Source organism: Limibacterium fermenti (assembly GCF_041902845.1).
Taxonomy (GTDB): Bacteria; Bacteroidota; Bacteroidia; order Bacteroidales; family Dysgonomonadaceae; genus Limibacterium; species Limibacterium fermenti.
In genome coordinates this window covers 3,936,516-3,956,339 of the sequence record NZ_CP159486.1, presented here as the reverse complement: position 1 = coordinate 3,956,339, position 19,824 = coordinate 3,936,516, and the positions used below count along the sequence as shown (strand labels likewise).

The window sequence follows — 19,824 nt, the reverse complement described above, 5'->3', positions numbered from 1 at the left end:
GCTATATTTGCTGCGTATTTCGGCTTGATCATGGTAATACGTAAAAACAAAACCATCGAAAAAACGCCGTTCTTCCGCTTAAATCGAATAAAAGAGGAATCTACCGACGCTTCACGAGCAACTCTTCTCATACTTTTGCCCGCTAAACTATTTTTTCGGATAAAATGCTCTAAACATTTGCCAACTAAACTAATTTTAGGGGTATCCTACTGTAAACATTTGCTCGTCAAACTGATTTTTCAGGCATTCTCCTACAAACATTTACTCATTCGACAACCATACAGATCAATTTTGCTAAACTTAGCCGAAGATCTGCCTATATCAAGTAATCTTTATCTCATTGTATAACAATTTTCAATCACTAAAAAAATGAAAGTAAATTTTCAAAGATTATCGCTCCGTCCGTTAGATTACGGTGCAAAACTGATTATCAATGTAACGAACAATAACACGCAGGAAGCGGTAAAAAAACAACTTACGACGTCCTCAACGAAGTGGCGAAAACCATTAAACAGTCTATCCGCGAAGGAAAAGAACTCGAAGATAATGAGACTGAGGGAAAAAAGAACTGATAAGAAAGGAGAATGGCTAGATTCATCAACCCTACATACGACATGGCGTTCAAGCGGATTTTCGGTCAGGAAAACAGTAAAGATTTGTTGTTAGACTTTTTGAACGACCTATTGAAGGGAGAAAAGAAAATCGAGAGTATCCGGTTGTTGGATAAGGAACGGCCGCCGTTGTATCATAAAGGGCGTGAAGGCATTTACGATATCGCCTGCTTGACGGAAGAGGAAGAGTACATCATCGTGGAGATGCAGAATGCCTTTCAGGAATATTTTTATGGCCGGGCATTGTATTATCTTTCGCAAATAATCGCCAATCAAGGCGAGCAGGGAGCGAAATGGGAGTTCGACGTGAAAGCGGTCTACGGCATTTTTTTCCTGAATTTCGAATTGGGAGGCAAGTTGCGGACAGATATGATTCTGTCCGACCGAGATACGGGCGAACAAATCAGTGATAAATTACGTTTTATTTTCGTGGAACTTCCTTTTTTCACGAAAATGAAAACAGAATGTATAACAGGCTTGGATAAATGGATTTATGTATTGAAGAATATGGAAAATTTAAAAGAAATTCCTTTTAAAGAGGAGAAACCGATATTTAAGAAACTGGAACAGATCGCCGACCTGGCGTCTTTGAGCAGAGAGGAACGGAGGCGATATGATGCCGATCTCAGAGCCTACCGCGACCACTTCGCACAGATTAATTCCGCCAAAAGATTAGGGGAAAGAATAGGTGAAAAGAAAGGTAGAACAGAAGGCAAAATTGAAGTGGTCCGCAACATGAAAGCAAAAGGCTTGTCGGTTGATATGATCGCCGATATTACCGGCCTTTCTCCCGCAGAGATCGAAAAAATACAAGTACAATGAACTGTTGTTGCACAAAAAAACAGTTTAGCCCGAATTTATTATCTTTGAATAAATTTTAATCGTTATATAACACATTCATGAAACAAGTCCTTTATTCTTTAGGAATAACTCTCATCGGTGCAACCTTGTTTGCGTGTTCGCCCAAAGTCGTAACACAAGTTATTAAGACGTATCCGCCTCTCCCGGAATCCGAAGACGTGGCGGTATATCATCTCGAAACAAACGACAGTGTCCCGGCTACAGCCGAAACATTAGGGCAAGTCGCGGTGGTCGATAACGGCTTTTCCACCAAAGGATCTTATCCCCGTGTAGTCGATATGGCTGTGGAAGAAACGCGCAAGACAGGCGGAAACGTATTACTCATTACCGATCATCTCAAACCGTCCTTTTGGGGAAGCAGCATCCATCAGATCGGCGGAACCATGCTCAAAGTGAATCCGGAAGATACAACGGCCGTACCTTCGCAAGAAACCTATATCAGTATGGAAGAAAGCAATCGCAGAAACCGCGTTAACATCCCGGTTCATAATCTTGCCATTAACGCCGGATACGGAGACCTTACACAACGAACAAAAGGACTTACGGGAGCAGAAGAAAAATTTGAAGATAAATTAAGCGGAGGAATCAGTTGGGATGCCAGTTATCATTATCACCACAAAGGTCTTCCGTATGGTTTCGGGATCTTAGCCTCGCAATTTTATTCGAGTCCGTTTAATACGGTTATTTACAATCATATCAAACATGCTATTCGCTTGGATTATGTTGGATTATCACTTAGCGTAAAATATCCTTTTTCAAAACAATGGTTTTGGAATTTCAATTTCGGGATCGGTTATTTTGGAATGATACATTGTTTGAAAGATGCCGCAAACCCTTCGATTGCCGGCGACATTTCGGCAAATACGTTAGGCACACATATCGGCATTGGATTGGAATACAAAATATCCGATCATTTCGGAATAGGATTCGACATGAAGAATATATCCGGATACTTTTCTTCAGTTAATTATAATAACGTGATACCTGATTCTTCCTCACCGGAAATAAACGACGAAAATAAAATGAATGCTTCTCGAATGAACGTAACGTTAGGGATGCGGTATTATTTTTAGGCGGTATGGGATAATAGGCAAGACCCTGAAAAATTATTGCGCTTCTTAACCGATAAATAATTCTTTAGGCCTTTGACTTGATTTGCTCATCAGCTAATTGGCTAATTGGCTAATTGGCTAATTGGCTAATTTACTAACCAGCGATACTTCTATAATTCCTTTCTCTTTTTCGTGCTTGAATTTCACCGGAGCAATTTTCTGTAATTCGTCCAGAATTTCAGTCAATGAAGGTTGTCTCGAAATCAGCGAATATGAATATTTCAAAGCGGAGGAGTTACGCAATTCGAATGAGACATCGTATCTTCGTTCGAGCATTCGCATCACATCGACAAGAGGCGTGTCGTGGAGATAAATCACGCCCTCTTTCCAAAGAGATTCAGTCGTTGCGTTGGGCAGATGTTGCACCGATGCCTTCCCATCACTTTTATGATAAACGACTTGCTGCCCCGGCACAATGGAATACCCGTTTTGCGGCGTATGAAAGATGACTTTCCCCTCGTCGAGGGTAACTTGTATGACGTCTTCATCGGAGTATGCATTCACGTTGAACGATGTTCCCAACACGTTGATATGCGAATCGCCCGTATGTACGACAAAAGGCTTTCTTTTATTGGAAGCCACTTTAAAATACGCTTCCCCTTCCAAAAACACTTCCCTTTTTCGCCATCCGAATTTTTTTGGATAGCGTATCTTCGAGTCCGCATTTAAATAGACTTCCGATCCGTCTTGAAAACATATGCGCGCACTCTCGCCTTTGGCCACATATAAATCGGAATATTGAACCGGGCCGAATAGCTGGAGTTCCGTATCGAGATAAGCCGCAAAGCCGATGATAAACGCCAAAGGAATGACGACAGCCGCCACCCTCAGCACCCGCGCTTTTAAGGTCTGCCTACGCATCTTTCCTGAAATCGTTGAGAAGATCTTATCGGAAGGACATTCGGGCAAATCGGAAGCGGTCGCCGTCTCAAGCAGGTAGGCATCGCGGTCGAGCATGTCCGACAAACATTGCTGCCCCTCCATCGACGAAGAGAACCACTCCAAGACATTTCCCGCTTCTTTACGAGTTCCTGTTTCGGCTATGACTTTCCGTATGATTTCCTTATCGGGTGATTGCATTAAACTGTTGCTTTTATTATTCGACACTTATACTTCAAAAAGATATGAGTCGGCGATAATTTTTTTTTAAAAGAGCATAAGCCGTATCTTTTGAAAATAGCTTCGGAGCATCTTCAATGATTCCTGGTAATGGGACTTAACCGTATGAAGCGAAATACCCATTTTGTCGGCAATTTGTTGATTACTGTCCGAAGTTTGTAATTTACGTATACATATTTCGCGTTTTTGCGGCGGGAGCGCATCGATACCTTTATACAAAAGATCAATCATTTCCCTATCCTCAATAGCTTGCAAAATCCCCTCATCCTCATCCACCGGTTGCGCTTGAATATAATTCAACGACACAGCCTCTTTTTCATCGCGGATTTTATTGAGAATATAGTTCTTCGTCATCGTATAGAGATAATTTTTCAGATTGATCTCTATATCGATTTTATTCGTTGTGTCCCATAGTTTCACAAAGACATGCTGCACAGCATCCTCCGCCATTTCCCCATCTTTCAAATACTTTAGGGATAATGCATACAAATAGCGGTGATATTTTTGATATATCACGGTAAAAGCCTGTTTGTCGCGCTTTTTTATCAAAAGGAACAACGCATGGTCTTCGTTACGGCCATATGGTTCTGCATTCTTTGGCATTCAATGAATGGATTCTATAGTATGCCGACAAAAATAATCAATTACAACGAATAACGGGCCCTTTCAAAACATCTTAACAATTCGCAGGATCCCGTTCGCCAGGGCATCGATCTCTTCTTTGGTATTATACAACGCAAACGAAGCGCGCACGGTACCTTCTATCCCCAGGCGGCGGATAAGCGGTTCGGCACAATGATGCCCCGTTCGCACGGCGATGCCCATCGTGTCGAGCAACACCCCCATATCGTAATGATGAATGCCGTCTACCAGAAATGAAATCACACTGCTTTTATGTCCCGACGGACCGAAAATCTTCAGCCCGTTTATGTTCTCAAGGCGTTCCGTAGCATAAGCCAACAGTTCGTTTTCATAAGCAGCAATGTGCTCCAACCCTAAACCGGACACATAAGTAAGCGCAGCGGCTAACGCGGTCGATCCGATATAATCGGGCGTACCGGCTTCGAACTTATAAGGAAGTTCGGCAAAGGTTGTTTTTTCGAATGATACGCTGGCTATCATTTCGCCTCCGCCTTGGTAAGGAGGTATCTTTTCGAGCCATTTTTCTTTGCCATACAGCACTCCGATACCAGTAGGGCCGTAAATCTTATGCGAAGAAAAAACGAGGAAGTCGCAATCGAGTTGCTGCACATTTATTTTGCGGTGTTGCACCGATTGTGCCGCATCGATAAGCACCGGGACATTATGGGCATGAGCGATTTCTATCATCTTTTCAATCGGATTAATCGTCCCGAGCACATTGGAAATATGCGTTACCGAAACAAGTTTCGTCTTCCCGGAAATCATCTTTTCAAGTTCTTCCGGATCGAGCTCTCCGTCGTCGGTTATAGGCAGGACTTTCATTTTTATGCCCGATATCTCTTCCTGCAATTGCCATGGGACAATATTGGAATGATGTTCCATTCCTGAAATGATAATTTCGTCGCCCGGACGGCAGAACTCGCGGCAAAACGACGAAGCGACCAAATTAATCGCCTCGGTTGTCCCCCGTGTGAATACGATCTCCGAAGGCGAAGCCGCACCGATAAACTCCTGCACCGTTTTGCGCGATGCTTCGTGTTCGTCCGTAGCAGCCTGGCTCAAAAAATGAACGCCCCGATGCACATTAGCATTCTCGGAGTAATACATTTCCTGTATTTTATCCACCACGCACTTCGGTTTTTGGGTAGTGGCGGCGTTATCCAAATAAACCAACGGCTTATCGTATACGCGCCGCGAGAGAATCGGAAAATCTTTTCGTATATCGGTTATATTCCACATTATTTACATACATTACAGTTGCCGCAACGCACCAATTGCCCCCGGAAACGCTTACTGATCAATGACTCCAACCGCTCGCGAAGACTGTCGATGCGAATCATTTCCACCACATCCCTTGTAAAAGCCTCCATCAGCATCAGACGAGCTTCATCCTCGCCGATACCCCGTGCCCGCAGATAAAAAAGCGCGTCCAGGTCAAGTTGGCCGGTAGTCAGTCCATGAGAGCATTTCACATCATCGGCATAAATCTCCAGCTCGGGCTTGGAATACATGCGCGCGTCAGGCGATGCGCACAGATTGCGGTTCGTTTGATACGCCTGTGTCTTTTGCGCGTCCTTTTCGACCAGTATCTTTCCACAAAACACTCCGGTAGACTGTTCTTGAAGGATATATTTAAACAACTCGTTACTCATGCAATTCGGCACGGCATGATCGAGAAAAGCAAAATTGTCGACATGTTGTTGTTTGTCGCAAAGAGCCAAGCCGCCTACATGTGCTTCGGCATGCTCTCCCAATAACCGGAAACGGTAATTATTCCGAGTATAACCGTTATGTAAGGCGATGTTCGTTACAATGACATTCGACTGATCTTTTTGTGCGGAAAACAGCGAACTGAGCCGCGTAACCTGTTCCGAATTGTCTTCCAACTCATACAGATCAACCTGTGCGGAAGCTTCGGCGAAGATTTCCGTTACTTGCGTTACCACAAACCGGGCGGCATCAACGGCATGATCACACACCAATAGTTTCACCTGCGTATTTTCTTCGGCGATGATGAGCAGGCGCCGGTTCACATTCGTATCGGCTTGCCCTCGAAGAATCTGTATCAACTGCAACGGCTTTTCAACCGACGTATTTTTCGGGACATACACCACAAAACCATCTTGCGCAAACAAAGTGTTGTAAGCGACCAATCCGTTGTCGGAAGAATCCGCGATGCGGGCGTAATGCGCCTCAAAAACCTGCGGATATTTCTTCGAAAACTCCTGCATGCTGCCCACGAACACACCTTCGGGAAGCGCGTGATGCTGCTCGACAGTATCGTAATAACGGTCATTGAGCAGAAAATACAAATTCGTCGATAAGTTAGGGACATCACATTTGAACGCATCGTAAGGATTCACCGAAAACGGAACGTTGCGCAGGTTCAACCCCAAGTCGGCATCGAACGCCCGAGCCACATTAGAGTGTTTATAATCTTCTTGCTTGGAAGTGGGAAATCCTATCTTTTTAAATGTTTCGAAAGCAGCATCGCGTTCCTTGTTCATACCGGGCACGGAGTGCGCGTCCACGTCGTGGCGATACTGCTCGAATAAATCTATATATTGTTGTTCTATCATTTTATATTCAATCTGGAGCGATCTCTTCAATCTCTTATCAATCTTTTCTCAACCTCTCTTCAATCTCTAAACCGCTTGAAACGGTTAAACGGGAATGATCATCAGGCGTTGGCCAGCCAGTCGTAGCCTCTTTTTTCGAGTTCGAGAGCCAAATCGGCTTCGCCTGATTTAACAATCTTTCCGGCATACAGCACATGCACTTTATCAGGCTTGATATAGTCGAGCAAACGTTGGTAATGCGTAATGACAAGAGTTGCGTTCTCGACGGTGTGAAGTTTGTTCACCCCTGCCGCAACCACTCGCAAGGCATCGATATCGAGGCCGGAATCTGTTTCATCCAGAATCGACAATTTCGGATCTAAAATCGCCATTTGAAAGATTTCGTTCCTCTTTTTTTCACCCCCTGAGAACCCCTCATTGACCGAACGGCTTACCAGTTGGCTATCCATCCCGAGCAATTCGCGTTTATCGCGCATCAATTTCAGAAAATCGCCCGCCGAAACAGGCGGCTCGTTTTTATATTTTCGCTGCTCGTTGATAGCCGCACGCATAAAATTCACCATACTTACGCCGGGAATCTCCACCGGATACTGAAAGCTTAAAAACAGTCCTTCGCGGGCCCTGTCTTCGGGTTGCATCTCCAACAAATCTTTCCCCTCAAATTGCACGCTGCCGCCGGTTACTTCAAATTTGGGATTTCCGGCCAGCACCGATGCCAGGGTACTTTTTCCCGAACCGTTCGGGCCCATTATAGCATGAATTTCCCCCGCTTTTACTTCCAAATCGATACCTTTCAGGATTTCTTTACCTTCTACTACAGCATGCAGATTATTTATTTTTAACATGTCAATTATTTTGTTTGTATTAACCAAATGAGGGACGGATCGATCGCCGCACCCTCCCATTTTCAGATATCATGTAGCCTCTACACGTATATTTTACAAGTTTTTCTTGCACCAGAATAACAACTATTCGAACGGAATTGTTTGTTACGGCCATAAAATTAATCGGGAACCGAGGGCTTAGTCTGCTTTTTCCTCATCGTCGTTATCGCTGATAATCTCTTCCGCCTCTTTGATTTTTTTGAATAAGTCGGACGCGAAGACGAAATCGTTTAATTTGGAATTGTCGGAACCCATAATTTCAGTTTTGTTCCCCTCCCATTCTTTCACGCCTTCATTTAGAAAAAGGATGTTGTCTCCGATGTTCATTACCGAATTCATATCGTGCGATACGACGACGGTCGTCATCGAAAAGTCGGTGGTAATATCCAAAATCAGTTCATCGATCAATTGGGATGTCTTCGGGTCGAGACCCGAGTTCGGCTCGTCGCAAAACAAATACTTCGGATTAAGGGCGATGGCTCGGGCAATAGCCACACGCTTCATCATACCGCCGCTGATTTCGGAAGGATATAAATCGGCCGCTTGCGACAAATTCACACGTTCGAGACAAAACTCGGCTCGCTTACGGCGTTCGCGTTTGTTTTTGCGCGAAAACATATCGAGCGGAAACATCACGTTCTCGAGTACTGTTTTCGAATCAAACAACGCAGAGCCCTGAAATAGCATCCCCATATCGCGTCTCAGGCGTTTTAAATCTTTCGATTTCATCCCGATAATATTTTTGCCGCTATAGCGAATTTCGCCTGCATCAGGATGCACCAACCCGATAAGGCATTTCAGGAACACGGTTTTTCCCGATCCGCTTTTCCCGATAATCATATTTACGGAGCCCTGTTTAAAAGTGGCGGTAATATCGTTCAACACTACGCGCCCTTCAAATTCCTTGACCAGGTTCTTTACTTTGATCATACTGTTGCTTTGCTGTTTATCCCATTACCAATTGTGTAAACACCAAATCGGTCATAAGAATTAAGATACTGTTAATAACTACCGAATCGGTACTTGCCTTTCCTACTTCCAACGCACCGCCTTTGGCGGTATAACCGAAGTAAGCGGCCACAGAAGCGATGATAAAACCGAATATCATAGACTTGACCATGGAATACCAAACAAAAGATTCCCGGAAGAAAGACTGCACTCCGTATACATAGGTCGCTACCGGCGGCGTGCCGGTCATGGCGCAGATAATATATCCTCCAAACAGGCCCATAAACATACTGAATATCACCAATACCGGCATGAAAGCCACAAAAGCGGTAATTTTAGGAAGGATCAGATAATTGGCCGAATTAACGCCCATAATGTCCAAGGCGTCGATTTGCTCGGTTACCCGCATCGTTCCTATTTCCGAGGCAATGTTCGAACCGACTTTGCCCGAAAGGATGAGACACATGATGGTGGATGAGAACTCTAACAATATGATTTCGCGCGACACGACTCCTACCGTAAAACGAGGCAAAAGAGGCGAAGCGACGTTCAAAGCGATCTGCATGACAATAACGGCGCCGATAAAGAAAGAAATAACCATCACAATCCAAATTGAGTTCACCCCTAATTTGTACACTTCTTTAAAGAACTCTTTGAAAAACTCTCTGAAACGGTCGGGAACGGCAATCACCTTTTTTACCAGCAATGCATATTCACCAATACTCTCTATAGAATTTATAAAACTCATGCTATGGAACTTCTGTGTAATTTGCTACAAAGATATACATTGTTTTTAATTTACAGGATGGATAAAAGACAATTCCGTCGCGGTTTTGCGATAAATTGCTATTTTTGCAGTATGTACGAATACGCAGATAACGATCTCGGAAAGATTATCATCGTCCCCGACAAGAGGGTGAGAAACATCATTGCCCGAAAAAAAGTAGGATATATACAAATGACAGTACCCTTAGGGTTCTCCGAGGGAGATCTTCCCCGGGTGCTTCAGCGCATAAAGCCGCGCCTGCTCCAATTGCATACCCCTGTACACAAAATCATTACCGACGAATCGGTTATACATACTCACACGTTCACCATACATATTTATCGTCACGAGCGTCCCGCCAAAGCCTTCGCTTCGTTCAAAAACGAATGCTTGGCATTTTCCCTGCCGCAAGACACCGACATGGCGCAACCGGGAATACAACATTGGATGAAAGAAACGATTATTGCCGTGTTGCGAAAAGAAGCCAGGCGTTTGCTCACGCAAAAAACCGCCTTCTTTGCCGACAAGTTCGGCCTGCATTATCACCAGGTGAAAATCAATCGCAGCAAAACCCGTTGGGGCAGTTGTTCTACGAAAAAAAACATCAATTACTCCCTGTTCCTGCTGTTTTTACCCGAAAAGTATATCGATTATGTGGTGCTGCACGAATTGGCTCACACCGTAGAAATGAACCATGGTAAAAAATTCTGGACCCTTCTCGATGCTTTATGCGGATGCCCCGCCAAAGAATTGAGCAAGTCAATCAAAAATTTCCACTCCGAAAGTTATGACTATTTCAGAGACGCATGAATGCCTAAAGTCTAATGTCCAATGTCGCCGGTCTTATAATTCATCGTTCATACTTCATAGCTCATAATTCATCCCATCAGCACATCACCCCATCCTCACAAATCCTTCAGCAAAACATCCTCATCCGACTCGTACATGCACATCCGTGAATGAATAAGGGTCTCCCAATGAGAGGCAAATTCACCGTTCACATCGATCATGAAGTCCTCCGAACCTTTGGTGTCGATCTTTTTCAATAAAAAGTTGGAGGTTATAAGATGAATGTCGATCGCCGGTTGATAAGCCATAACCCCCTCGTCTTCGGGCGAAGGTGTGGGCGATATGATCTTCAGGTCCTGCAATAGATTGATGATGTCGTTGGTAAGCCGTAAGGGAATTTTGCAGTTCACGGACAACTGATCCGGGGTAAGCGGCGACTTCTTCTCCGCAAAGCGCTTGACGATAACCGATGCAATCATAATGGTGAAAAAGTCCCGGTAACGGCGACTGATATTTTTTGTCTCCTTATCGAACGAAAACTTCCGGACGTTTTGTGCCGAATAGGTAAGTTCAGCGCCGATGAGGACAATAAACCACGATAGCTGTAACCATAAAAGTAATAGCGGGATGGCGGCGAATGTACCGTATATCGCATTATATTTCGTAATCCACAACTGCCCGCTGAGATAAAGCATCTGGAATACTTGGAAAGCCGTTCCGGCAACTACTCCTCCGATAAATGCATTGCCGAATTTCACTTTCGTATTGGGCATGAAACGGTAAGTAAGAGTCAATACCAGAATGATGATGATAAACGGCAGTATATTGAGGAATTGTGTTACCAGCGGATTGAGAATATAACTGAATGTGTCGAAATAAGCAGTCGACGAGCTGATCATGATGTTCAATCCGCTGTTGAGCAGCATAAACACCGGCATCAACAATACCAACGCGAAGTAATCGGTGACACGGCGCTGCACATTACGCCCGTTTTGCACCTGCCAGATACGGTTGAAGTTATTCTCAATATCCGAAAACAACACAAAAACCGTATATAAAAGCAACGTGATACCGACTCCGGCAAATATGCCCCCTTGAGCATGCATGAGCGAATTATTGATGAACTCGACCACCATTTTGGCCGTGTCGTTCTGCCCGCCGAAGAACCGGAAGAACTCGCTCTCGATAATGTTCTCAAATCCAAACCCCCGTCCTATCGCAAATAACACCGCCAGCAAAGGCACCAACGACAAAATGGTACGATACGTGAGCGAACGCGAACTGGCGCCGAGATCCTGTTCCTGCACATTCCTCACCGTGAGCATAATGGTTTTGAGAATATTATGGAAAATATTTTTCTTATTGGAGAAGTTCTCAGGATTTAACCTCCAAATATCGTATGAAAGAAACTGTACCGCTTCCGTCGCCTTCTTTTTAAGTTTTTCGACTCTCCCAATTTCCTCTTCCGTATGTTCTTCTTGTTTCTTCTTACCCATCACTTGTCAACTCTCGGATTTACATAAAAAAAACAGCAGGCCTGTAAGCCGGGTTCTGTATTCCGCAAACGGAATGTCTGTCATTTATCTGCGAGACGATGTCGCCATCGCTCTTTAGCAGCCTACCCCCCGGCATCGGGCGAGCAACCCTACGTATCCGGTATACATGGCCTTGCAACCCATAAGACGTACGGCACGCGGCATTGCTGTCGCATCCGGTGAGCTCTTACCTCACCTTTTCACCCTTACTCCGCCGAAGCGAAGCGGTTGTTTTCTGTTACGTTACTCTGCCCTCACGAACAGCTTCCCGTTAGGAAGTATGGTGCTCTGCGTTGCCCGGACTTTCCTCTCCGCACAACCGACGAACATCGGAGGCGAAGCGACAAACCGGCCTGCTGAGACTGCAAAAGTAATACTAAATTAATGAATTACCATTTTTTCCTGTTGATTTTTTGCTTGCGTCCTCCGAAGGGGTGTTATAAAAGCCTAAATAAATATCGGGTTAAAAACTATTAATTCAACCTCTGCGTTTATAGAAAAGTTATAAACGACACTAAAAAATCAGACTATGCGAGTGAATGGAATCATGATGCAGTACTTTGAGTGGTATCTGCCTAACGACGGTAATCTTTGGAACCGCCTCAAAGAGGATGCGTCACATCTACGTGAAATTGGTGTTTCGGCGGTTTGGATCCCTCCTTGCTATAAGGGCACGGGGGCGGACGATCCCGGTTATGGGGCTTACGACTTATACGATTTGGGCGAATTCGACCAAAAGGGCACCGTCCGCACCAAATATGGTACGAAGCAGGAATTGCTCGACTGTATTAGCGCCTTGCACGACAACGGTATCAGCGTATATGCCGATGTGGTATTGAATCATAAGGCGGGCGGCGACGAACTGCAAACGTTCACGGTCGTGGAGGTGGATCCGCACGACCGCAACAATGGCATCACCGAACCTTATGAGATTGAGGGATACACCCGCTTTACTTTTCCCGGACGGAATAAACGTTACTCGGACTTCCAGTGGAACTGGGAGCATTTTTCGGCCACCGACTATAACCATCGCGACAGTGATAAAGATGCGATTTACCTCATTCAAGGAGAAAATAAGGGCATTGATGTACACGACGATTCCGTCAGCAACGAATTTGCCAACTTCGACTACCTGATGTTTACCGACGTCGACTACAAACACCCCGACGTCTACAACGAAACGAAAAAGTGGCTCAGTTGGTTTATCCGCGAAACCGGTGTCGACGGTATCCGCCTCGACGCCATCAAGCATATCAACGACTGGTTTGTCAAGGACATCGTGGACCATGTGCGGGGCGAATTCGGCGAAGACTTCTACGTGGTAGGCGAATACTGGTATTACGACCAATTGGTTATTGAAGAATATTTGCGCAATGTCGATTATTCCATCGACTTGTTCGACGTGGCGTTGCACTTCAATTTCAAAAAAGCTTCCGACGAAGGGGAAGCTTACGACATGCGCCGCCTGTTCAACAATAGTGTCGTGGCCAAGCATCCCACAAAAACCGTGACATTTGTCGACAACCACGATTCGCAACCCATGCAGGCGCTCGAATCGTTCGTGCAGGGCTGGTTCAAACCATTGGCGTATGCGCTCATCCTGCTTCGCAAAGACGGGTATCCCTGTCTCTTTCTGGGAGACTATTACGGCATCGGCGGCGAACATCCGCAACCCGGCATGCAGTGGATCATCGACCAACTGCTCGACGTGCGGCGCGATTTTGCTTATGGCGATCAGGAGGATTATTTCGATCATGAAAATGTGGTCGGCTGGGTTCGCCGCGGCGATGAAGAGCATCCCGACGGCTGCGTGGTGATCATGAGCAATGGCGAAGAGGGGGTCAAACCGATGTTTGTGGGCACCGATTATGCCGGCTCATCGTGGTACGACAAATTGGGTCATGTAGAAGAGGATGTGATCATCGGCGACGATGGCCGCGGGTGGTTTAACGTGCAGAGCGGGTCGGTATCCGTGTATCTGAAAAGAGTATAACAATCTCACGCCAATGCGGGACTCCGTTAAACCGCTTCAAACGGCTATACGGAGTATTCCATAAATTTATCCATAAACCGTTCGTAGTATGTCTTTGAAACGGGAATATCGGGAGTACCTTCGGTATTGAGTTCGAGAATAATGCCCTCTTTCGTTTTCTTGACCACTTTTACCTGATCCAGATTTACCATATACGATCGGTGGCAACGCACCAAGGGCGTTTCGGCGGTCAGATTCTCATCCATCCATTTGAGAGAATTACGGATGAGGAACTGCGACAACGTCGATTTGTTCAGATAATGAATCGTGGCATAGTTGTCGGCCGAATCGATATACAGCAGGTTTTCCAACATGATGGATATCTTCATATCTCCTTTTTCATCGGGAAAAGCAATCAGCGACTTGGCGCGCAATTCATTCGCTTCGTCCCTTTTAAAGGTTTGCAGTTTGGCATTATTATCTTTCCATGAAAAATACAACCACGAAATAGAATAAGGCAATAAGAGTATCAAGCCGGTATTGATGGCGCTGCCACGAAAGATATTTATAAAATCTTTTTCTCCGCCGTCTTTCGGCACAAACCGTGCGAACAAGGCATAAAAAAGAGCCATTGCCAATATTTCGACTAACACCCAAGCCGCAAACTGCCAATAAGTGATGCCATGTTTTTTGGAATAAACAGCCATAATAATCCGGCTTATAACCACAACCAACATCCCAATAAGGATAATCAGGCTCGAAAAAGCAAAATAGGAGATATCGGAAATATTCGGATACCAACTTCTCGATCCGAACGGTTGAAAAATATTGATAAACAATAAAGCAAATAATGCGGTAAACACGATCATTTTAACCGTGTTGTCTTTTTGATATAAAAAAGCAGGAATCGTATTATTCATTATTACCGTTATTTCCTTGGAGTTTATTCGCAAAAATAGCACATTCCCTGCAATAAACCGATTATTTCGAATGGTTTTTTCGTCCCTATATATCGATTTTCATCCCTGATTCGACCCTTTAACCCCTTTTTCTCCGGCATTTTTCCCTTTCATTTGATAAGCGCATAAAAATAGTCTTCTTTTGCAACTAAAAGAAAAAATGAACTATTCAGAACGATATATACAACTCGATTCCCTTTTCTCGTTAGGAAAAGATTACCACATAGAAGACTCCCAAGTAGACATCCGGTTTTTCTTCTTCCGCAGTAATATCAACGCCCGAAAGAACATATTCTTTCTTTCCGAGCAAGACCGCCGCATTTCAGAAAACTCTTTTTTCGCCTATCCCGTGTTCTGCCCTGCCGGCCGCACCGTATCCGACAACGCCATCCTTCTTCTTCACGGCCTCAACGAACGACGCTGGAAAAAGTATCTGACGTGGGCAGAATACCTGTGTGTGCAGACCGGAAAGCCGGTCATTCTTTTCCCCATGGCATTCCATATAAACCGGGGGCCGACATGGTGGTCCGACCCGCACAAACTTCAAAGCAGCATGGAAATCCGCCGCGGGCAATTCGCCGACGAAAGCACCATCAGCTTTGCCAATGTAGCGCTTAGCTATCGATTGAGCGAAAACCCCGACCGATTTTATTTGTCGGGCAGACAAACGCTCTCCGATATCGTACAACTGACCCAAACCATCAAGAAAGGATATCATCCGGCTTTCAACCCGAACACGCATATCGATATCTTTTCGTATTCCATCGGCTCGTTCCTTTCGCAGACCCTTTTGATGGCCAATCCGCATAAACTATTCTCCAACAGCCGGTTGTTCATGTTTTGCGGAGGCAGTATATTCAGTTCGATGGCCGGTATTTCGCGCAACATAATGGACAAACCTTCGTTTGAAAAACTTCAGGACTATTACATTCATTTTTTCGACAAAAGCAGTAAAATCAAAGGGTTGCGCGACAAAGTATTTAAAGCGTTTAATTTAATGATTGCCCCTGACCACGCACCCAAAAAACGGGAAGTGGTTTTCCGGCACTTGGGCGACAGGATTCGCGGAATATCGCTGGCCAAAGACATTGTGATTCCTTACAAAGGCATAGAGGAAGCCATGGGAAAGGAATTCACGGCCGACCGCGTGGAACTTATCGACTTCCCGTTCCATTATTCCCACGAAAATCCTTTCCCCACAAGCAAGACAAATCCGTCACAATTGAATGATGCTTTTAACCGTGTCTTTTCATCTGCCGCCAACTTTTTAAGGTAAGAGAAGAAATTTTTCTACCTTTGCAGCTATGGAAAGAGATGTCTTTTATCTAATAATTGCGTGCCTCCTGTTTCTTTTTATTTCATGCAGGCAGGCGGATAACGAAGCAGCATTCGCCGTGTTGCGGAAGTGGGATACTCTGTTGCCGCAAGCCCCGTATTCCGTCAAAGATAGTTTGGCCGCATTCCATCCCGAAAAGTTATCTTCCGGCAATCGCGCCTATTACGGCTTGCTCAAGACCATCGCCGACGACAAGACTTATACCCCCTTTGCATCCGATTCGCTTATTAATAGCGTAGAGAAATATTACCACCGCTACCGTTACGCCTCCGACAACCATATCCGCGCCCTTACCTATCAGTCTACCGTACGTATTCGCAGGGATATCACCGATAGTACCGCTTATATACCGTTGAAAGAAGCGGAGAAACTGTATCAAAAAACAACGGATAAGGAAGTTAGTTTGGGATATCTTGTGTATTATAACTTAGGAGATTTGCAACATAATAATTATAATTACGACGAAGCGGATTGTGATTTTCATAAGGCGTTGAACTTTGCCCGGCAAGAGAACGATTCCATCCATTTGTTCGATGCCTATTTGGCACTTGGATGGAATGAAATGGCGATGGGGAATATCGTAAAATCGATCTCTTTGCTCGACTCGGCCGAATTATACGCGGGCGATTACGCCGATAACCGATTCTATTTATTAAATGCCTTTAGCTACCTGGCCCGGATGGAGGGAGATTGTCGCAAGGCGCTCAAGTTAGAAAAAGATCGGCTTGTACTCGTTCCTTATCTAAAAGCGCCTGTAAACAAATCGAGCATATATTTTTCTTTGTCTGATCGATTTTTTCGTTTAAATCTGTTAGATAGCGCCTTATACTATGCAGAGGAATCTATTCGTCAGATACAGGACTCTACCTATAGCTTAAATTATTTACTATATGCTCATGCTGCCGATATTACAGAAAAACTGCAAAATTATCCGTTATCGGGGGAATATCGTAAAAAAGCGTTGGATGCATATCAAAATACGATTGAAACCCATTGCGACACAAAGATTTTGGAACTCGAAAAACGGTATGATTTGGCGGAAGCCGACAACAAGGCGTTAAAGGCAGAAGCTCGAAGCCGTTTGTGGATAGGGCTGGCGATACTTCTGGCGATTACATCCGGCATTACTGTATATGTCGTAAACAGGCAACGCAAAATAGCCGAATTAGTCAGCCAAAAACGAGCATCCGAATTAGAGCTTGTCCATTCAAAAGAAGAGCAAAATGAAAAGATTATAAAAATCATGTTTGCCTACCTTAATTTGCATTCCTCTCAAAAACAAGACTTGCTTTCTTTTTCGGATAAAATAAGAAACCTCGATATGACAAAAGAGGCCATAATAGACAAATTTCAAGAGTTGAAGAAAAACGCCCAGTCCGGATTCATCAAGACAACACATACCCTTTTTGCTGATGGATTTTTGGAAGACATGCTTAAGACGAGCCGGGGATTGGAACTATTTAACGACACCGACCGTTTGTTGCTTTTTATGTTAGCCTTAAAATCAAATATTCCCGAGCAAGCCGCACTACTGAATACCACCTCCGGTAGTTTAAAGGCTAAAAAAGCCTATCTGAAGAAAAAAATACAGCAAAATAGTCTTCGTTTCGAAAATCCCGAGTATCTCCTATCGCTGTTTTCCTATCCCGTGAAATCAAATAAGTGACAAAAAGCCGGTTAGAATTGCCCTGTTGATCAACCAATATATCAACACTTTAATAGTGCTAAAACGGTGAGAATATTATCAGCCTATTGACTTCTGTTTATTTTTTTTATTGATTTGCACCTTAATTTCTTCACGAATAAAAACATGGAATATGAAAAGAAATCTTATTCTCATTTTTACGGCCGCATGCATCTTCGCAGCCTCGTCTTCCTTTACTTTATGGAGCACGATGGATAAACACAAAAGGAACGAACGTGTGAGGCTGGAGCGTACTTCCAGAGGTACCCGTTCCGCCACGGCTACCGAAATCAATGCCTATTTGATAGACGGCGAGAGACTGCAAGTGCAGGTAACTTGTTATACAGGCGATGTGAATGTAGAAGTATCGGGCACGGGCGGTACGCTTCAACGCACGTCCGTCATCTCCGGAGAAGGATTCGTCAACCTCGATGTTTCGAACCTTCTTCCGGGAGAATACCGGTTGACGGTTTATATCGGCAACACTCTGTACAGCGGTTTTTTCACGTACTGATAAACGCGCGGGCAATTATCCTATGAATGGAAAACAAAACAATTAGCCTCTTCGATATCCGTAAAGATATCCCTCAGACAGTTGCTTTTTAAATAATTTACAGATTAATTTTTAAAGTAATTCGATTATGAAACAGCAAAACATCGTTTCTATTTCCGGTGATGAAGCTAAAAAAACGGCCATCGCGGAAAAAATTGCCGCCTTGCGGACAGATTTGAGTGAATTCTTAGTGATAAACCTTACAGCCGAAGAACGGCAAAGCCTTCCGAGCATGGGGGCTAAGTCGGTCGATTTTGTGCGGCGGTCGCTGAATTATGCGGAGCTTAATCCGTCTTTAGTACCAGCCTACCTGGATGTAGCGGAAGCGAAAAAAGACCTTGCCTTGGTCGATTTCCTGGCTCCCATCATTCATGACTTGGCACCGTTGCTACGGGGATTGGAAGATACGAGCAAATTAGCCGGCAGCGAGGCGTACGATGCAGCCCGCATCTTTTACGGGTCGGTCAAGGGGGCAAACCGTTCGGAAGTGCCCGGCTCGCAGGCGGTTTATAATGATCTGAAGAGACAATACCCGCGCCCTTCAAGAAGAAGCGGCAAGTAGTGAGAAAACAACAACGACATTACATTCATAAGAATAAGGAAAACCCCGGAACAAGGACGGCGCTATATCGCGCAACGAAGTCGTTTCAATGGCAGTCATTCACATAAGGACGATGCTGTCTGCGTTCCGGGATTCCTTATTAACCTGAATTTTGAAGCTGTAGCTTTGATGACATCACTCGAAGGGGTAGTCGCTTTACCGAAAACAAGTTTATACTGTCCTTTTAATTGATTGTTGGGAGTTCAGGACTCCGGACAAGGAGTTTTTTATAAATAACAATGAGTTCGGAAGTCATTGCTTTGAGTTTTTAAGTGATTACAATGAATTCGAAACTCCAAATAGTGAGCTTTTAACTCCAAACAATGAGTCCGGAGTTCCGTGAAAGGAGTTTTTAACTCCCTGTAATGAGTTCGGAACGCATAATCGGCCGTTTTGATTTTGGTTCCCCAATTTTTATATATAAAACAATGCAAGTATGAAAAAAATCGTTGTATTCTTTCTGTTAGGCTTGGCGGTACTGACCGCCCGGGCGCAACAAAAACTGACGTATGCGTACGATGCCGCCGGTAACCGGGTGAGCCGTACCATCGTGTTGGGCACACGTAGTACCGATGTAGCCACGGAACAAACCGATTCCGTGTTTTTCGAAGAGAGCCTGGCCGAAACGCCGGTCAAGATCTATCCCAATCCGGTGCAGAACGAACTGACCATCCGGATAGACGGGTATGAGAACGGTTGGAACGGCGAGTTTGCCGTATATTCCATCTCGGGAGCCATGCTTATGCGCCGCCGCCTACAAGGGGAAACCACGCAAGTGGATATGAGCCGGCAATTGCCGGGTACCTACATCCTACACATTATGCTGAAAGGTGAACGGAGTGTGTGGAAGATTATTAAACAATGACTTCAATT

General features: G+C 44.7%; 18 protein-coding genes and 1 other RNA gene. 9 read left to right on the top strand and 10 right to left on the bottom strand.

The genetic code is table 11. The features are described 5' to 3' along the window. Positions 1–584: 584 nt before the first annotated feature. A complete protein-coding gene (locus tag ABNK31_RS17020) occupies positions 585–1,433 on the top strand; it encodes an Rpn family recombination-promoting nuclease/putative transposase (protein ID WP_418893615.1) in 849 nt (282 codons plus the stop codon). Between the two features lie 77 nt (positions 1,434–1,510). Continuing rightward, positions 1,511–2,545 carry a hypothetical protein gene (locus ABNK31_RS17015; RefSeq protein WP_418893614.1) on the top strand — a complete coding sequence of 345 codons (1,035 nt, stop codon included), beginning with the start codon at positions 1,511–1,513 and terminating at the stop codon, positions 2,543–2,545. A gap of 117 nt (positions 2,546–2,662) precedes the next feature. Here the strand turns inward: ABNK31_RS17015 and ABNK31_RS17010 are convergent, their stop codons facing one another. The 7 genes from ABNK31_RS17010 to ABNK31_RS16980 all read right to left on the bottom strand — a co-directional run bounded on the left by ABNK31_RS17010 (position 2,663) and on the right by ABNK31_RS16980 (position 9,504). Continuing rightward, entirely contained in the window at positions 2,663–3,664 is a 1,002-nt protein-coding gene (locus tag ABNK31_RS17010; RefSeq protein WP_418893613.1) for a FecR family protein, read from the bottom strand. A gap of 66 nt (positions 3,665–3,730) precedes the next feature. Further along, on the bottom strand, positions 3,731–4,306 hold the full coding sequence (locus ABNK31_RS17005) for an RNA polymerase sigma-70 factor (protein ID WP_418893612.1): 576 nt from the start codon (positions 4,304–4,306) through the stop codon (positions 3,731–3,733). 63 nt (positions 4,307–4,369) lie between these two features. Further along, the gene (locus ABNK31_RS17000; RefSeq protein WP_418893611.1) at positions 4,370–5,584 is read right to left on the bottom strand and encodes an aminotransferase class V-fold PLP-dependent enzyme; all 1,215 of its coding nucleotides are present in this window, start codon (positions 5,582–5,584) and stop codon (positions 4,370–4,372) included. Next, positions 5,584–6,924: a Fe-S cluster assembly protein SufD gene (sufD, locus tag ABNK31_RS16995; protein ID WP_418893610.1), complete on the bottom strand. Its 1,341-nt coding sequence runs from the start codon at positions 6,922–6,924 to the stop codon at positions 5,584–5,586. The genes ABNK31_RS17000 and sufD overlap by 1 nt, the downstream gene beginning before the upstream one ends. Positions 6,925–7,025: 101 nt before the next feature. Beyond that, positions 7,026–7,769, bottom strand: a complete 744-nt coding sequence (gene sufC / locus ABNK31_RS16990; RefSeq protein WP_418893609.1) for a Fe-S cluster assembly ATPase SufC — start codon at positions 7,767–7,769, stop codon at positions 7,026–7,028. A 177-nt stretch (positions 7,770–7,946) separates the two neighbouring features. Next, positions 7,947–8,738: an ABC transporter ATP-binding protein gene (locus ABNK31_RS16985; protein ID WP_418893608.1), complete on the bottom strand. Its 792-nt coding sequence runs from the start codon at positions 8,736–8,738 to the stop codon at positions 7,947–7,949. A gap of 16 nt (positions 8,739–8,754) precedes the next feature. Next, positions 8,755–9,504 carry an MlaE family ABC transporter permease gene (locus ABNK31_RS16980; RefSeq protein WP_418893607.1) on the bottom strand — a complete coding sequence of 250 codons (750 nt, stop codon included), beginning with the start codon at positions 9,502–9,504 and terminating at the stop codon, positions 8,755–8,757. Positions 9,505–9,615: 111 nt separating this feature from the next. Here ABNK31_RS16980 and ABNK31_RS16975 point away from each other — a divergent pair, with 111 nt between their 5' ends. Continuing rightward, entirely contained in the window at positions 9,616–10,332 is a 717-nt protein-coding gene (locus tag ABNK31_RS16975; RefSeq protein WP_418893606.1) for a M48 family metallopeptidase, read from the top strand. A gap of 95 nt (positions 10,333–10,427) precedes the next feature. Here ABNK31_RS16975 and ABNK31_RS16970 read toward each other — a convergent pair whose 3' ends face one another. Both ABNK31_RS16970 and rnpB read right to left on the bottom strand, forming a co-directional pair. Next, a complete protein-coding gene (locus ABNK31_RS16970) occupies positions 10,428–11,807 on the bottom strand; it encodes a YihY/virulence factor BrkB family protein (RefSeq protein ID WP_418895439.1) in 1,380 nt (459 codons plus the stop codon). Positions 11,808–11,835: 28 nt separating this feature from the next. Beyond that, an RNA gene (gene rnpB, locus ABNK31_RS16965) (RNase P RNA component class A) lies at positions 11,836–12,206 on the bottom strand. A 169-nt stretch (positions 12,207–12,375) separates the two neighbouring features. Here rnpB and ABNK31_RS16960 point away from each other — a divergent pair. Further along, the gene (locus ABNK31_RS16960) at positions 12,376–13,839 is read left to right on the top strand and encodes an alpha-amylase (protein ID WP_418893605.1); all 1,464 of its coding nucleotides are present in this window, start codon (positions 12,376–12,378) and stop codon (positions 13,837–13,839) included. A 44-nt stretch (positions 13,840–13,883) separates the two neighbouring features. Here ABNK31_RS16960 and ABNK31_RS16955 read toward each other — a convergent pair whose 3' ends face one another. After that, positions 13,884–14,738 carry a LytR/AlgR family response regulator transcription factor gene (locus ABNK31_RS16955; RefSeq protein WP_418893604.1) on the bottom strand — a complete coding sequence of 285 codons (855 nt, stop codon included), beginning with the start codon at positions 14,736–14,738 and terminating at the stop codon, positions 13,884–13,886. Positions 14,739–14,937: 199 nt separating this feature from the next. Between ABNK31_RS16955 and ABNK31_RS16950 the strand changes: the two genes are divergently transcribed. From ABNK31_RS16950 to ABNK31_RS16930, 5 genes are all read left to right on the top strand, one after another. After that, positions 14,938–16,053 carry a DUF6051 family protein gene (locus tag ABNK31_RS16950; RefSeq protein ID WP_418893603.1) on the top strand — a complete coding sequence of 372 codons (1,116 nt, stop codon included), beginning with the start codon at positions 14,938–14,940 and terminating at the stop codon, positions 16,051–16,053. Positions 16,054–16,081: 28 nt separating this feature from the next. Next, positions 16,082–17,779: a hypothetical protein gene (locus tag ABNK31_RS16945; protein ID WP_418893602.1), complete on the top strand. Its 1,698-nt coding sequence runs from the start codon at positions 16,082–16,084 to the stop codon at positions 17,777–17,779. A gap of 151 nt (positions 17,780–17,930) precedes the next feature. Then, on the top strand, positions 17,931–18,311 hold the full coding sequence (locus ABNK31_RS16940) for a DUF3244 domain-containing protein (protein WP_418893601.1): 381 nt from the start codon (positions 17,931–17,933) through the stop codon (positions 18,309–18,311). A gap of 127 nt (positions 18,312–18,438) precedes the next feature. Further along, on the top strand, positions 18,439–18,912 hold the full coding sequence (locus ABNK31_RS16935) for a hypothetical protein (RefSeq protein ID WP_418893600.1): 474 nt from the start codon (positions 18,439–18,441) through the stop codon (positions 18,910–18,912). A 475-nt stretch (positions 18,913–19,387) separates the two neighbouring features. Beyond that, complete coding sequence (locus ABNK31_RS16930) at positions 19,388–19,816, top strand: T9SS type A sorting domain-containing protein (protein WP_418893599.1); 429 nt, start codon at positions 19,388–19,390, stop codon at positions 19,814–19,816. The last annotated feature ends 8 nt before the right edge of the window (positions 19,817–19,824 follow it).